The following is a 14698-nucleotide window of genomic DNA, read 5'->3' as shown; positions in this document are numbered from 1 at the left end:
GACCGGCACGCGGCTTTTCAACAGGTCACCAGAGCATTGTTGAGTTCGTCGAGGAAAGCGGCGAGTTGCTCGATCAGGCGATCCTTGGTCCGTTCGCGTTCGACAAGCGGGGCATGCTGTCGCTCGCGCAGTTCGCCCTCGAGTTCGTCGTCCACGGAGAGTTGCGGGTCGCGACCGGTGATTTCGACCACCTTGGCATGCATCAGATCGACCCGTCGGGTCAGATGGCGGATGATCTGGTCCTTGATCTTGATGCGCAGCAGGGCGTCGGCGACGTTCATCAATGCCGGGTCGAAACGCAGCGCCAGGGCGGTTGCCGCTCGGATGGCATCGGGCAGACCAACGTCGAAGAGATGGGGAATGGCCGGGACCTCCGGCGCGTCGTGTTCCGGCGGATGGACGATGACGTTGGAGGTGCGGGGGCGATCGGTGAGAAAGGCCACTTCACCGAAGAAGTCGCCGGGAGCCAGGGAGGCCACCGGGATGCGGGCACCCTCCTTCACCACGCTGGCCTCTCCGGCGAGCAACAGAAAAAGACTGCGCTCCTCGGAACTGCCCTCCTGGATCAGGCATTCGCCCAGTTCATAGGCGACCAGGTGGGTATGACGCCCGGCCAGCATCAGGCGTTCCCGATCGTCGAAAGGGTCGAAAAAGTCGATCTGCTGAAAAATCGCCAACAAGCTGCCTGTGTTCAGATCCGATAACGCACGCATCCGCCCCCGCCTCGCACCCCATGAACAGGTCCCGCCACGCGAACAAGCCTGTGGGGTCAAGCCCCCACCCCGAACCATGAAATCCACAGATGGGATTGCATGACCAATCGGGTCGGAGTCATGTTAACACATTCCAGGCAAGAGAACAGGCAAAATCTGCCGCATGGGTCCCGTTCGACCGCAAGCGATCCACTGCCTCACGCTTTTGGAGCGCGTGCAACCGGGGTCGCCCGTGCCGAGGCTCGGGCGATCCTCCATGGCTCAATCCAGGGGATGACCGACTTTCGAAACGCCGGATGAAAGGTACGACTCACGCGGCGCGACCGGTCATGCCCAAGATGAGCACCCTGTTGACGTCGGGCGCGGGAGTTTTATAATCCCCTGGTCCGACTGCGATCCATTCAAGCGTGGTCATGGACTGCTTGTCCCTTCACGGAGATATCACGGATTCTCGCCCAATCCCTGATAAATCCAGAAGGAGTCATGCGGCGTGCCGTGCCGGCATCGGGAGGATCCGTCGGGCTGGGGCGCCGAGAAGGGAGACCCGTCTCGAACGCTATCCAGCCCCGGAATCCGGACAAACCACCATGACCTGTTTTGGATCGGCCATGATTCCCTTTTCGGCACGAAACCGATTGAGGATAAGTGTTGCAATGATCGAGCCAACACTCATGTAACAAATCATGACACATTGTGTCCGATTTGGCAAGGATTCAGGCGATTTTTATTGCAAAACGATCTCATTCATAGGATGTATAAAAATCGTGCTTCTTGTGTACAGGGCGACAATCCACTCTGGATTGCGCTCTCAACGCATCATCATACCGGATCGCCATGAAAGTTGAACTGATCGATCGTACTGAACTGTATAAAGGTTTTTTCAAATTGTTGCGTCTGATTTTGCGTTACCAGCGTTTCGACGGACGCATGAGTTCGGAGGCTTCCCTGGAGATCCTGGAGCGTGGGGATGCGGCTGCCGTGCTTTTGTATGATCCCGAGGCAGACGCACTCGGCTTGATCCGGCAATTTCGCCCTGGTCCTTTTTTGCGCGGCGAGTCCGGTTGGTGCACGGAGATCGTGGCTGGTTCTTGCGGTGCCCAGAGCGATCACGGCGCGGTCGCCATGCGGGAAACGTTGGAGGAGACTGGTTGGACCCCGTATGATCTGCGCCTGATTCGCTCCTTTTATTTGAGTCCGAGTGGCAGCAGCGAGCGGATTCATCTGTATTGCGGGCTTTTCGACTCCACCTGTCCACGGGAGGCGGGCGGGGGCCTGGAGCATGAGAATGAAGATATTTTGCCTGTCGTCGTGCCGTATGCCACGGCCTTGACATGGTTTGAGGGGCAGGTTTTCAACTCGGCGATTGCCGTTCTGGCCATGCAGTGGTTGATTGCCAACCGTGAGGCCTTGCGTCGGGGTGCATGAGGGCTATATTGCATGGCGGAGCGGTTGGGTTCATTCTGTAGAATCGGGCGCGTTCCGACTGGACTGGCGCTGCGCACGGCAGTCCAAAGCAAACCCCTGAAACAAGAAAACATCCAGACGACCGGTTTGTTTATTAACAGTAAAAACCACACTTTCCAAAGAGTCCCGAATCCGATCCCACCCCTTGACCGCACATCACCGACCACCACCATGCCCATCGCCCTGCTCCTTCATCTCCTGGCCGCGACCCTCTGGGTCGGCGGCATGTTCTTCGCCCTCTGGATCGTCCGCCCCGCCGCGCTTTCCCTGGAACTTCCGGCCCGAGTCGGACTCTGGTCCCGCATCCTCACCCGATTCATGACCGTGGTCTGGATCTGCGTCCTGCTCCTGCCACTCACCGGCTATTGGATGATCTTCCAGGGGTTCGGCGGCATGGCCAACGTCGCTCCCCACATCCACATCATGGAGGGAACCGGCTGGACCATGATCGCCATCTTCGGGGTCATCTTTTTCCGCGACTTCCGCGCCATGCGCCGCATGGAAAAAGAATGCCTCTTCCCCGAGGCCGGCCTCTACATCGAACGATTGCGCAAACGGGTGCTCATCAACCTGATCCTCGGCCTGATCACCATCACCGTCGCCGGAGCGGGCCGCTACTGGTGAATCACCCGCTCCAATCCATCACGCTGCTCGTCACCCGCGCACGTTTCGACCCGCCCACGCCGGACGACTGGCAGAATATCCCGAACAGCCGCCTCACCCCCCCCTGGCGGCTGAAACTCTTTTTCCTCCACCAGGCGGTCCACCTGCTCGATCGCCCTCTCTGGCACGCCTGGCTCGAAGCCGGTCACGAGGTCTCCTTCTGCGCCCACGATCACCAAACCCTGCACGGTCCACCTCCCCTACACGGCATCCAGCCCGCCGGACTGGCCACCCTCGGACGCTGGGTCCGGGAGAGCAGTCTGACCCTCTCCATCCCCAACCTGACCTGGCCACGCCAACCCGGCACCCCTGGCCTCAAGAAAATCGCCATCCTCCTGAATGACCACGAAACCGATCACCGACAATCCCTGCGACTGGCCGCCGGACTGGCCGGCTGCGACCACCCGATCACCCTGTTCCAGACCACCCCATCCCCCACCATCCCGCCAGACGCAACCCCGTATCACCAGGCCCTGCTCGCCCTCGGCGCCCAATTCCGACCACTTTCATCAAGCGACTTCATCCAAAGCAATCACCAAATCATCCTGACTCTTTAAAAAGGCTGTTTGGTGATGCCATGAATGGCCTCACCAAACCTGGCACGAATCAAAAAAACCGAAATGCGTTACAATCTTTTACAATATAAACGACGCTTCACTAACAAGAAAATTTATCGGCAATTAATTTTTCCTTGCTTTTGCGGTAAACTCCCCCCTATCTTCGACCGATCTCTATACAAGAGGGGAAGTCATCCTCACCCCCCGCACCATGAAGATCTTGGAGAAAATCATGGTGGTAAGCGCGAACTTACAAAGGAAGGAGGCCGACATGAATCAAAACGCTCAACCATTGGTAAGCAGTCGAGGCCTGATCATCCTGGGTGCCATGCTCATCATGGGCTTCACCGTCCATGGCATCCTGGACAACCCTGGCGAGTTGATCCGCAACGACCTGCAATTCGGACCCGTCATCGCCGCCAGTCGCATCATCGTCCCCCTGTTCATCACCCTGGGGTTCATCCATCTGCTGGCAAACATCACCAAATGCAAGGCCTGTGGCAAGATCCGCTTCTGGAGAAACCGTTCCACCTCCTAAAGAGCCCCTCGGACCAGGGCGCGATTCGATGCTGACCGTGGGACGCCCTTTGCGGGCGTTCCACGGTCTGGGGGGCAGGGCGACATCCCCCATTCCGTCCATTTTCTCGGATCGCGCCCCCTCCGACCCCATCCCGAAGATCCCCACGAACGCCCTCCATGTACGTCACCCCCGCACAAAAAAAAGCGCTCCAGACCATTCAGGAACGACGCGCCGTCAAACTGCATCTGGGCACGCTCGCCTCGCTCAAGTCTCGGGGATGGATTCAGCTGGCCCTCAACGACGCCCCCATGGCCATGGCGATCAGCTATGACCTGACCCGACTCGGCCAGCAGGCACTCGACCCCCATGCCACCTCCAAGGCCGCCAACCAAAAAGCCACCAGCCCCATTGGTCTGGAGGCGGAAACCTGCGAGGAGTGCGGCGGTTCCGGTCGTTTGCTGGTCCTCGACGAGCAGGGCTTGTCCGACCCCTGCCCCTGGTGTCAAGGCAGCGGTCGGATCTCCAGCATGCTCCCGACCAACACCTGGCGCGATCTCGCCTGATCCGCCCTCCCGCGAGACACGCCCCCCCTGTCGGACTACCAACGGTTCGAACTGGCACGAAAAACGCTTGTCCGTGTTCGGCCATACCAGTATTCTGACAGAAAAGACCACCGATGGCAGCTGACTTGGCACGACGGGGAGCACCCCCTCACACCCGACCGTGGATCGCCCAAAGCGATACCACGCAGGATCGGTTCGCGGAGATGACGCATGGAAGAAGAGAAGAGTGGTGATGAAGGCGTCGAACGCTCCGAGGGCTCCCCATCCAAAAAGGGTGGCGGAGGATCCGGTGGCGGCAACAAGGCCAAAATGATCTCGGTGGTGGTCGGCGTGGTGGTGCTGCTGGTGGCGATGATCCAGTTCACGCGCATGTCACAACGACAGATGCGCGTCCTGGAACTGGAGATCATGCTGGAACAGGATCGCGCCCAGGAGGCATTCCGGGAAAAAGCCAAACAGAAACGCTACGATACCCGCGAAAACAACCGTCAGGCCGAGATGCTGGAGTCGCAGTTCAAACCCATGAATCAGACCGGGCATCCGCGCGCCCCCTGACCCGCCTCACCCCTCCTGATCCGAGCCGGTCCCAAGCACCCAATCCCGTTCCCCGGCCTCACCGGTGGATTTGCCGATCCACGCCGCCCGCTCGCTCGCCACCTGCAAATCGAATTGCATGCCGGGGGCAATCCAGACCTGCCGCATCCCCTGGGCGTCAATGCATCCACGCACGCTCACGCCATGGGTGGGCGAATCCGGACGCGTATCCTGGATGGTGACGCGCAGCACCCCCTCGGTCACCCGCCACAACCAACCCGTTCGCGACGCATCCGGCATGGACAGACTCTGGCCGATCACGGCCCGGTATTGGCTCTCGTGGACAAAATCCACCGCCACGCCCACTCCGGCCTGAAAATCGCGCTGATTGAAACTCTCGAAGAAAAATCCCCGCGCATCGCCAAAAATCTGGGGATCGATCCACGCCACGCCGGGCAGTTCGGTCGTCGTCACTCGGATCGGCATGTCGGCAACTCTAACGCAACAGATTCAACAGATACTGGCCGTACCCGCTCTTGGCCAGCGGTTCGGCCAGAAGACGCAGTTCGTCGGGCCGGATCCAGCGGTTGAACAGGGCGATCTCCTCCGGACAGGCGACCATCAGCCCCTGACGATTCTGCAAGGTAGCGATGAAGCTGGCCGCGTCCAACAGGCTGTCATGGGTGCCGGTATCCAACCAGGCGTAGCCCCGTCCCAGGATCTCCACGGACAGCTCACCCTGCTCCAGATAGCGCCGGTTGACATCGGTGATCTCGAGTTCGCCGCGCGCCGAGGGGCGGATCGAAGCGGCGATGTCGCACACCTGTTCGTCGTAAAAATAGAGTCCGGTCACCGCATGATGGCTTTTGGGCTGTTTGGGCTTCTCCTCGATGCTGATCGCCCGCCCCTCCGCGTCGAACGTCACCACGCCGTAGCGCTCCGGATCCTGGACCCGATAGGCGAACACCGACGCCCCATGCGTGCGCCCATGGGCATGCCGCAACTGCTTGACCAGATCGTGACCGTAGAAGATGTTGTCGCCAAGGACCAATGCGCTCGGCTGACCGTCCACGAACGCACGACCGATGATGAATGCCTGGGCCAGGCCATCCGGCGAGGGTTGCACCGCATACCGAATGGTCATCCCCCACTGCGAGCCATCCCCCAGCAACTCCTCGAAACGAGGGGTATCCTGGGGCGTGGAGATGACCAGCACCTCGCGGATTCCCGCCAGCATCAGGGTGCTCAGGGGGTAATAGATCATCGGCTTGTCGTAGATGGGCATCAACTGCTTGGAGATCGCGCGCGTCACCGGATAGAGCCGGGTTCCCGAACCTCCGGCCAGGATGATCCCCTTGCGTCGCACCTCGTCGGAATGTCTCTTGCCCATGTTTTGGTTCACCCGCCATCTAAACCGCACCCATCACGGGATGCGTGGTTCCATGATCAAGGGTCCAGCATCTGTGTCACGCATCAATCTTTCAATAACAGATGGATGGGAGAGTTGTTAAGTTAACGCAAGGCACTACCGAGAAGCACGAATCGATCTTTTCGATTCGTGCAGGTTTGGTGATTCCATGCATGGAATCACCAAACCGCCTCTAAAAGATCGATTTCCGGCGCCCAACCCAGGCATCCCCTCCAAACCACCGGCTCACATTAACGATGGGGTCGGATCATTTCAATGGATATTGTGTTTTACCCGCAAACAAAATACTCTGATTGACATGCTCTGGATTCACCCCACCGAATCCGACCCAACACTTGCATGATGGGGAGAACCCCTCACCCCCCTACCGTTTCACTCCCCAAGAGTCAAGCGGGAAAATGCCATACCAACCTGTAACGACCTGGAGAAAACCATTATGTGTGAGCACCTCTGTTCCCGTCGCGACATGCTCGCGGGCATGGCCGTTGGTTTGGGCGCCCTCTCCCTGCCCCAACTCGCCTTGGCCGGCGGCAAGGGCCCGGGCATGAGCCCGGAGGAGGCCCTGAAACTCCTCAAGGAAGGACACGCCCGTTTCCTGGCCGGCAAGGCGGAACGTCCCAATCTCACCCCGGCGCGCATTGCCGAGACCTTCTCCAAGGGACAGGCGCCCTTCGTGACGATCATCTCCTGTTCCGACTCCCGCGTGCCGGTGGAGCATATCTTCGATCGCGGCATCGGGGATCTGTTCGTGATTCGCGTGGCGGGCAACGTGGCCGACACCGATGAGATCGGCACCGCCGAATACGGTGCCGGCCATCTGCACACACCGTTGATCCTGGTGCTGGGCCACACCAAGTGCGGCGCGGTCACGGCGGTGGTCGAAGGGGCCAAGGTGGATGGCAGCATCCCGAAACTGGTGGACAACATCATTCCCGCCGCCGAGCGTGCCAAGGCCAAGGGACTCAAGGGCGAGGAACTGATTCAGGATGCGATCCGCGAAAACGTCAGCCAGTCGATCCAGGATCTTTTGGCCAACAGCCAGGAACTTTCCCATCTGCGCCACGAAGGCAAGGTGAAAATGGTGGGCGCGGTCTATCACATCGACAACGGCACCCTGGAGTGGCTCTCCTGAGCGTCAACATTCCCAAGGCCCCTGCCCCGTTGCCCGAAAGGACAACGGGGCAACCTCACCCCATGCCGTAACCACGCATCATCACGCCGGATCGCATGCCGTAACCACGCATCATCACGCCGGATCGCCGGAGCCCTTGGCCAAACCCCGACGCCATTCCTCCAAACGCCCCATCACCCCCTCCACCGCCTGCCCCGGCCCTTCCAGGGCCAACACCAGCGCACCTTCGCAATCATCCACCCCGCCGCGTGCCACCGGTGTCGCCTTCACCAACCCTTCAGACAGGATCGACACCGCTTCGACTTCGGTGATGACCGTGGCCGATCCGGCCAGAATCGGCATGTAGCCGACCGGCGTCCCCATGACGCGGCTGGTGCGACCCTGACCGGTCAATCGGCAGACCGCCGCCACGGAGGGGATGAGTTTGGACAACGAGACCGGGACGATCAACTGCCCGCCACGCGCCATGAGAATCGCCATGGCCGCGCCGATGGTACCCCCGGTGGGCGAGGCCATGAGCACCGCGACGTTCCCCGCCGGATCGATGGCGTTGGCCCCCTTGATGTAGATGTCACCGGCTTCGAACCTCTCCAGAAGCGGCGCCGGCCAACCGCGTGACACCTGGCCGTTTTCGAACAGGAACGGTCCCGGTCCGCGCCCCTCCCTGGGGGTTTCGCCCAACAAACCATCCCGGATCCAGCCGACCGCGAAGGCATCGCGGCCCGGATCGGCGCCGGTCAGGGCCGTCACCACATGGCGTGTGGTGCTCCCGCCGACAATCACCATGCGCCCTTGCGTCAGCCGGGCGCGCACCTCGGACAGGCTGGCCACCGCCTGACCGATCCAGGCCCGACATTCGCCGGGTCGCATCACCGCGATGGCGGTCTCTCGTGTATCGTTATGCATGCTGGCCTCGCACATTCCTCGGGTCGTCATCCCATGCCGATGCCCTCCAAAAGGTCACCGGGGACCTTCGGACACCAACAACGCCTCACTATAAGCATGGGAATCCTACAGGTAAAGAGACCGCCGTGACCTGGACGATCGCAGGCGCGCGCCAACAGGAGCGTGGGGACTGATCGAAAACGGCAGGCACCAGACAGGCCCCCAAAAAAACTCCCAAACACGGAGTTCCGGGGGCAATCGGATTCTCGGAGGCTGTTTGGTGATTCCCTCCATGGAATCACCAAACACGCACGATTCAAGAGCTTCGAACCGTGCCTGGACAAATGGCCGCACGATTTGGCAGACCGTCCATGGCCTGCGTCGGCTGTTTGGCCTTTGACAAACAACCTCTCACACCCGTTCGATCCGCTCGATCCCCTCGAAGGCGATCTGACTGCCATCCCACAAGGTGATCACCCCCGAGGCATCCCCGGAGTCGAACTCGATCGCACCGCCGGTGACCACGTGGTAATCGGCATGGGTCTCCAGGGTCCAATCCCCGACATTGGCCAGATGGGTGCTCGGTGCGGCATTGACCCCCTCCAGACGCACGGCATCGGTCCAGCCAGCGCCAATTCCGCCCTGCACCGACTCGCTGCCCCCGCCGGCCCGCAGGATGAAGATGTCGTTGCCATCCCCACCGGTCATCACATCGTTGCCCGCGCCACCATCAAGGATGTCGTTGCCGGCCCCGCCAGCGAGAATATCGTTGCCATCCCCGCCGGTCAGGGTGTCGTGGCCATCCCCACCCTGGAGATTGTCGTTGCCGGCGCCGCCGGCCAGGGTGTCGTCCCCGGTTCCGCCCTGCAACAGATCGTTGCCATCCCCACCCTGGAGATTGTCGTTGCCGGCATCGCCCTGCAACCAGTCGTTGCCCGCGCCGCCGGTCAGGGTGTCGTTGCCATCCCCGCCCTGCAACACATCGTTGCCATCCCCACCGTTCAGGGTGTCGTTGCCGGCCAGACCCGACTGCCAGTCATTGCCCGTGGTACCGGTCAGCGTGTCGGCATTGGTGGTTCCGGAGACCATCTTTTTGGTGACGATGGCATCGATGGATTGCAGTTCACTGGTGGCCCCATCCGATCCCATCACCTGGAAGCTGACCGTGTGGTTGCCATCCTTGGTGGCCGTCAGGCTCACCGATTCGAGCAGCGATTCATAAGTGGCCAGGGACTCCTTGCCGCTCATGGTCCAGGTGGTCACCGAGCCACTGGTGGAGCTGGCCAGCTGAATGTTCAGGCCGGAGATCTGCCAAACGTTCGTCGAAACCGGAATCAAGGTGTAACCGGACAGCGAAAGCCCATCACCGGACTGGATGCCGTTGATGGTCATCACCGCGCCGAACAGGTGGGTGCTGTCGATGTCGGTGATGGTGATGTCCGGGGCGACCTTGAAGGTCACGCCGCCGCTCGACGGCAGGGCCCCGAAGCTGTTCGGCGAGTTGATCGCCAGGGATGAGGCGTCGTCCACCGCATTGACCTGAACGCTTAACGTATCGACCACATCGACGGATACCGCGCCGGTGTAGGGATCGATCGAATGGACCGCCACGCCGAGATTCAATGTGCCGTTGAAGTTGGCGGGCGGCGTGATGGTCAGACCGGTCAGATCTCCTTCGGCCAGGCTCCAGGTGCCATCGCCGTTGTCGGTGCCATGAGAGAGCGTCGCGCCGGTGGGAACCCCGGAGATGGTGATCGCGAGCGATTCCGAGCCATCGATGTCCGTGGTTCTGGCTGCGATGCTCAGGGCGATGCCGGACTCCTCGTTGCCGGTGGCATCGAGAACCGTGATCACCGGTTCGTCGGCGACCGAGGCGAACGAAACGTTGAACTGCGCCGACACCTGGGCCAAATCGAAGTTGTCGTTTTCCAGGGTGAAGGCGGTCGCGGTCAGGTTGAGCCCTCCGGACCAGTCCACCGGCATGGCCAGACTCAGATGGGTCAGCTCACCCGGCGTGAAGGTCCAGGAGCCATCCCCGTTGTCCGTGCCAACCACCAGACCGGTGGTGCTGTCGAAGAAAACACCGTTCCCAACACCGGAAATCACCAGCGACAGGCTCTCCGAGCCGTCCACATCGGTCAACGCCGCCACCAGACCGGTCATCGGCAACACCATGTCCTCGGTGCCGGTCAGATCCGCCACCTGCAACTGGGCGGTATCGGCCACGGCGTTCACATCCACCTGGACATTGGCCGAAAAGAGCACCTCACTCCCGCCGATCTCGCCACCCGCGATGCTGAACGTGAGGGTGAAGTCCTGATGCGCGTTCGGCGGCGGGGTCACGGTGAGTCCCGGCACATCCCAGGCGATCGGATCGCCCTGTTCGTTGGTGGCGGTCACGGCAAGGTTGGCCTGAGGAATGACCCAGGTTCCCGCCTGCGCACCGGCGGAACCGATGCTCAGGAGCGCGCCCGCCGGCAGACCCGACACCAGCAACGCGCCGGCGGAGAGCTGCTCCGAACCGTCGGAGTCCGGCAGGCTGATCGACATACCCATTTGAATGGCCGAATCCTCGTCGCCACTGACGTTGGAAACCTGGATCACCGGTCCATCGCTCACAGCGTCGATATGCACGGCCACGCTCTTGGTCTCGATGAGCTTGTCGCCACCATTGAGTTCCGTGGAGATCGCCTTGAGCTGGAAGGTGAGATCACCGCTGAAATTCTCCGGCGGGGTCAGGGTCATCTGACCGATGGTGTCGGCGGTGAAGACCAGATCGCCGGTCAAAGGATGGATCAGACCTCCACCGATGGTCACCCCCTCGGGCAGGGAGTCCGGATCGATCACGAAGGACATGGTTTCCGAGCCATCGGCATCGATCAGCGCCGCCGAGAGATTCAGCGCCATGCTGGTATCCTCGACCCCGTTGCCCGCCCCCTGGGTCAGGATGATCCCTTCGGCATGAACATCCGCATCACCACCCCCGCCACCACCCCCGCCGCCGTTGCCGGTGTAATCGACATGGAAGGTGCGTGCCGCGTCGGTATTCACATCGCCGTCGTTCTCGCTGGTCACCACGGTCACGGTCAAATCGAACGAACCGCTCGTCGAACTGCCGGGCGTGCGAATCGCCAGACCGCTCATGTCGTCCGACTGCACGATCCAAGAACCGTCCCCGGCATTGATGCCGGCCATCTCCCAGCCACCCGAACCGTTCGGCTTCATCAACACCACGCCGTCCGGCACCCCGGAAAGCACGTAGGAAGCGCTCTCCGAGCCATCGGTATCGATCATGTCGAAGTTGATCGACAACGGAATCGGTTCGGCGGCGGCACCCGAGACATCCCCGACCAACAAATTCTCCACCCCGTCGGCCACGCCGACCAGATCGATATTCACCGTGCGGGTAGTGGTTTCGTTCACCGCGCCATCGGTAACGGTCACCGAGACCTGCACGTCGAAATCGACGTTGGAGTTCTCGGTCATGCCAACCAGTTTCAATCCGCTGGTCTGGTTGGGATCGATCTGGTAAACACCCTGGGCATCCGGACCCGAGAGAATCCCGGCACCGGTCAGGGTAATGCCCGCCGGCAGACCGGAGACCGAAACCGCCGTGATGTTCTCCGAACCATCGCGATCGGTGGTGGCGATGCCCAGATTCAACGGCACGCCGCCCACCGTATCCTCCAGACCGCCCCCATGAAGATTCAATGAAGGCGCATCCGGATCCGGGGTCACGGTGACGGTCATGGTGCGATCGGCCACCCACTTGTCGCCATCGTTCTCCGTGGTGACGATGCGCACATCCAGATTGAAACTGCCCGAAAAATCCCCCTTGGGAAGGATGCGCAGCTCATCCAGATGGTTCGAATCCACCGCCCAGCGTCCCCCGCCGACATAGGAGAGTCCGCCCGAGGCGCTATCCGGCAACCAAAGCCGCGATCCTTCCGGCAGATGACCGATCACCACCGAGAGTTTCTCCGAACCATCCACATCCGAAAGGGTCACCCCGGAGAGATCCAACAGCACCGAACCGTTCGGAACCCCGCCTCCGACCACCGCATCCTCGATGCCGCTGGCACTCAGCACGTTCGGGATGTGGGCGGCATCGGCATCGCCGATCACCCGCACGGTCTGGTTGATCACCGTGGTGGCCTCATCCTGATTGGCGGCCTCGATCGACCGCGCGGTGACCTGCAAACTGAAGTCGGCATTGGAGTCGTGCGGCGGCGTGATGGTCAGGCCGGTCAACTGTGCCGGGGTCAAGGTCCAGGTGCCATCGCCGTTGTCGGTGCCCGCCGAAAGGGTCGCGCCGTTGGGTACATTGGCAATGGTGATCACCAGACTCTCCGATCCGTCGGTATCCGAGAGCGCTGCGGAAAGATTCAATGCGATCGGCTTGTCCTCGGTCCCCATGGCCGTGCCACGGGTCAGAATCGGCGCATCGGCCACCGCGTCCACGGCCACGGTGAGGTTGGCGGTCAACGAGGTGTTGCTGTTGTCGTTGTCGAGCACCTTGGCGGTCACGGAGAGGGAGATATCCCCGTCGCTGTCATGCGGCGGCTTGATCTCCAGACCGTTCAGATTCCAGGCGATCGCCTTGCCTCCGGCATTGGTCGCGGTGGTGGTCAACAGCGATTGCGGCACCGACCAGGTGGTCGTCCCGCCGCTGGTCGAACCCTGGATCGACACGCCTCCCACCCGCAAACTGGCACCCTGAGCATCCGGATCGTTGGAGGTGATCAACACGTCACCCATCAACTTTTCGGAGCCATCGGTATCGTTCAAGGCGATGCTGGCGTTCATCGGGATCCATTGATCCTCGTCGCCCCCCGCCGAACTCAACACGATGGTCGGCGAGTCGGCGATCGCCTTCACCGTCACCGCGCTGGAGGTCGAAGAGATCTTGGTGTTGCCGTTGGCGGCCTCGACGGTGGTCGTGGAGACCGTGAGCGGGATATCCGTGTCGGAATTGGACGGCAATGTGGTGTTGAGTTTCAGGTTGTTGATGTGCCACGACGTTGGAACGCCGTTGGTGTAGGCCGTAGGCGACAGGGCAGCCTGGGCAATGGTGAATTTGCCTCCTCCCAGATCCTGAACCCAGTTGCCCGGATCACCGGTGATGCTCAATGTCGAGCCGGCGGGCAGCTTGGTGGCGTCGAACTGCAAGGTGACCACGCCCGAAAGGCTTTCCGAGCCATCCTTGTCCGACAGGCTGATATCCACATCCAGATCGAACGGTCCGACCTGATCTTCGTTCACGGTGGCGCCGGTGGTGCCGGAGAAGCTCACGCCATCGGCCACCGCACCCAGATTGACCCCAAAGGTGACGGTCTGAATCGCAGAGGTGTCATCCACGGTGGTGCCGTTCTCCGCGTAATCCTTGGTAAAGGCATTCGCGGTGATCTGCACGTTGCCATCGTAATTGCTCGGCCCCTGGAAACGCACGTTGCCGCTGGCGACATCGGTGCCGGAAACGGTATACCCGCCCTGTGCATCCTTGGTCACATTGGTCCAGGTGGTGCCCACCTTGACCTGCACGGCTCCCATGGTCTTGTCGAAGGTCAGACGGTAGTTGATCTTCTCCGAGCCGTCGGCATCGATCAGGGCAGAACTCAACTGCGGGGCGTTGACGCCGGAATTGAAGTAAACATAGCTGTCCTCCGAACCGATACCCGCCACGCCGGTCAGGTTCTGCACGCCGTCGGCGACACCGGTCAGATCGATGTCGAGGATGCCCGTGGTCAGTTGGGTATCTGCCCCATCCGTGGTCGTGACTTGGACCCCCAGTTGGAAATCGACGTTGGAGTTGGCCGCGCCGGTCACGGTCAAACCCGGTACATTCCAAGAGACCGGATGACCATCCTGAGAGCTTGCCACCTGCAACGCACTCTGGGGAATCACCCAGGTCTGACCCGATCCCGCCGCGCCGATGTTGAAGCTCGTGCCCGCCGGCACACCCGTCAACACGATATCCCCGGTCACGGTCTCGGAACCATCGAGATCCTGCAACGAGAAGGACAGGTTGACCGGAATCGCCGTATCCTCGGATCCGGTCACCTGAGGAAGGTTGAGGGTGACCAGATCCGCATCCGGATTGACCGTCACCGTGAATGAATCCATGACCGAGGCGGTATCCCCTCCGTTGGCCTCGGTGGCGGTGGCGGTGATGGTCAGGGTGAAATCCACATCGCTGTTGGCCGGGGGCGTGATCGAAAGGCCGGTCAACTGATTCGGC

General features: G+C 61.2%; 12 protein-coding genes. 7 read left to right on the top strand and 5 right to left on the bottom strand.

The features are described 5' to 3' along the window. Positions 1-17: 17 nt before the first annotated feature. On the bottom strand, positions 18-713 hold the full coding sequence (locus ACV4UY_RS02345; protein ID WP_491606056.1) for a cyclic nucleotide-binding domain-containing protein: 696 nt from the start codon (positions 711-713) through the stop codon (positions 18-20). A gap of 834 nt (positions 714-1547) precedes the next feature. On the opposite strand from ACV4UY_RS02345, the gene ACV4UY_RS02340 reads away from it, so the two are divergent. The 6 genes from ACV4UY_RS02340 (at position 1548) to ACV4UY_RS02315 (ending at position 5035) form a co-directional block, all read left to right on the top strand. Then, on the top strand, positions 1548-2138 hold the full coding sequence (locus ACV4UY_RS02340) for an NUDIX domain-containing protein (protein ID WP_491606055.1): 591 nt from the start codon (positions 1548-1550) through the stop codon (positions 2136-2138). 210 nt (positions 2139-2348) lie between these two features. Then, a complete protein-coding gene (locus ACV4UY_RS02335) occupies positions 2349-2801 on the top strand; it encodes a CopD family protein (protein WP_491606054.1) in 453 nt (150 codons plus the stop codon). Further along, positions 2798-3397: a hypothetical protein gene (locus ACV4UY_RS02330; protein WP_491606053.1), complete on the top strand. Its 600-nt coding sequence runs from the start codon at positions 2798-2800 to the stop codon at positions 3395-3397. The genes ACV4UY_RS02335 and ACV4UY_RS02330 overlap by 4 nt, the downstream gene beginning before the upstream one ends. 271 nt (positions 3398-3668) lie before the next feature. Beyond that, complete coding sequence (locus ACV4UY_RS02325; protein ID WP_491606052.1) at positions 3669-3935, top strand: hypothetical protein; 267 nt, start codon at positions 3669-3671, stop codon at positions 3933-3935. Between the two features lie 158 nt (positions 3936-4093). Next, entirely contained in the window at positions 4094-4480 is a 387-nt protein-coding gene (locus tag ACV4UY_RS02320) for a hypothetical protein (RefSeq protein WP_491606051.1), read from the top strand. A 210-nt stretch (positions 4481-4690) separates the two neighbouring features. Further along, positions 4691-5035, top strand: a complete 345-nt coding sequence (locus ACV4UY_RS02315; RefSeq protein WP_491606050.1) for a hypothetical protein — start codon at positions 4691-4693, stop codon at positions 5033-5035. 6 nt (positions 5036-5041) lie between these two features. Here ACV4UY_RS02315 and ACV4UY_RS02310 read toward each other — a convergent pair whose 3' ends face one another. Continuing rightward, on the bottom strand, positions 5042-5500 hold the full coding sequence (locus tag ACV4UY_RS02310) for a dTDP-4-dehydrorhamnose 3,5-epimerase family protein (RefSeq protein WP_491606049.1): 459 nt from the start codon (positions 5498-5500) through the stop codon (positions 5042-5044). Positions 5501-5510: 10 nt separating this feature from the next. Beyond that, positions 5511-6380, bottom strand: a complete 870-nt coding sequence (gene rfbA / locus ACV4UY_RS02305) for a glucose-1-phosphate thymidylyltransferase RfbA (protein ID WP_491606141.1) — start codon at positions 6378-6380, stop codon at positions 5511-5513. A gap of 499 nt (positions 6381-6879) precedes the next feature. Here rfbA and ACV4UY_RS02300 point away from each other — a divergent pair, with 499 nt between their 5' ends. Beyond that, the gene (locus ACV4UY_RS02300; RefSeq protein WP_491606048.1) at positions 6880-7575 is read left to right on the top strand and encodes a carbonic anhydrase; all 696 of its coding nucleotides are present in this window, start codon (positions 6880-6882) and stop codon (positions 7573-7575) included. A 114-nt stretch (positions 7576-7689) separates the two neighbouring features. Here the strand turns inward: ACV4UY_RS02300 and ACV4UY_RS02295 are convergent, their stop codons facing one another. Next, on the bottom strand, positions 7690-8481 hold the full coding sequence (locus ACV4UY_RS02295) for a hypothetical protein (protein WP_491606047.1): 792 nt from the start codon (positions 8479-8481) through the stop codon (positions 7690-7692). A gap of 390 nt (positions 8482-8871) precedes the next feature. Then, complete coding sequence (locus tag ACV4UY_RS02290; protein WP_491606046.1) at positions 8872-14688, bottom strand: hypothetical protein; 5817 nt, start codon at positions 14686-14688, stop codon at positions 8872-8874. Positions 14689-14698: the final 10 nt, after the last annotated feature.

The sequence above is a fragment of the Candidatus Magnetaquiglobus sp. genome (assembly GCF_058402785.1).
This window is presented reverse-complemented; position numbering and strand designations above follow the sequence as displayed.

Excerpts from the sequence above, each read along its gene's own strand:
- ACV4UY_RS02325 (WP_491606052.1), top strand. The coding sequence starts at position 3,669 with ATGAATCAAAACGCTCAACCATTGGTAAGCAGTCGAGGCCTGATCATC.
- ACV4UY_RS02340 (WP_491606055.1), top strand. The coding sequence starts at position 1,548 with ATGAAAGTTGAACTGATCGATCGTACTGAACTGTATAAAGGTTTTTTC.
- ACV4UY_RS02295 (WP_491606047.1), bottom strand. The coding sequence starts at position 8,481 with ATGCATAACGATACACGAGAGACCGCCATCGCGGTGATGCGACCCGGC.
- ACV4UY_RS02310 (WP_491606049.1), bottom strand. The coding sequence starts at position 5,500 with ATGCCGATCCGAGTGACGACGACCGAACTGCCCGGCGTGGCGTGGATC.
- ACV4UY_RS02320 (WP_491606051.1), top strand. The coding sequence starts at position 4,094 with ATGTACGTCACCCCCGCACAAAAAAAAGCGCTCCAGACCATTCAGGAA.
- ACV4UY_RS02335 (WP_491606054.1), top strand. The coding sequence starts at position 2,349 with ATGCCCATCGCCCTGCTCCTTCATCTCCTGGCCGCGACCCTCTGGGTC.
- ACV4UY_RS02345 (WP_491606056.1), bottom strand. The coding sequence starts at position 713 with ATGCGTGCGTTATCGGATCTGAACACAGGCAGCTTGTTGGCGATTTTT.
- ACV4UY_RS02300 (WP_491606048.1), top strand. The coding sequence starts at position 6,880 with ATGTGTGAGCACCTCTGTTCCCGTCGCGACATGCTCGCGGGCATGGCC.
- ACV4UY_RS02315 (WP_491606050.1), top strand. The coding sequence starts at position 4,691 with ATGGAAGAAGAGAAGAGTGGTGATGAAGGCGTCGAACGCTCCGAGGGC.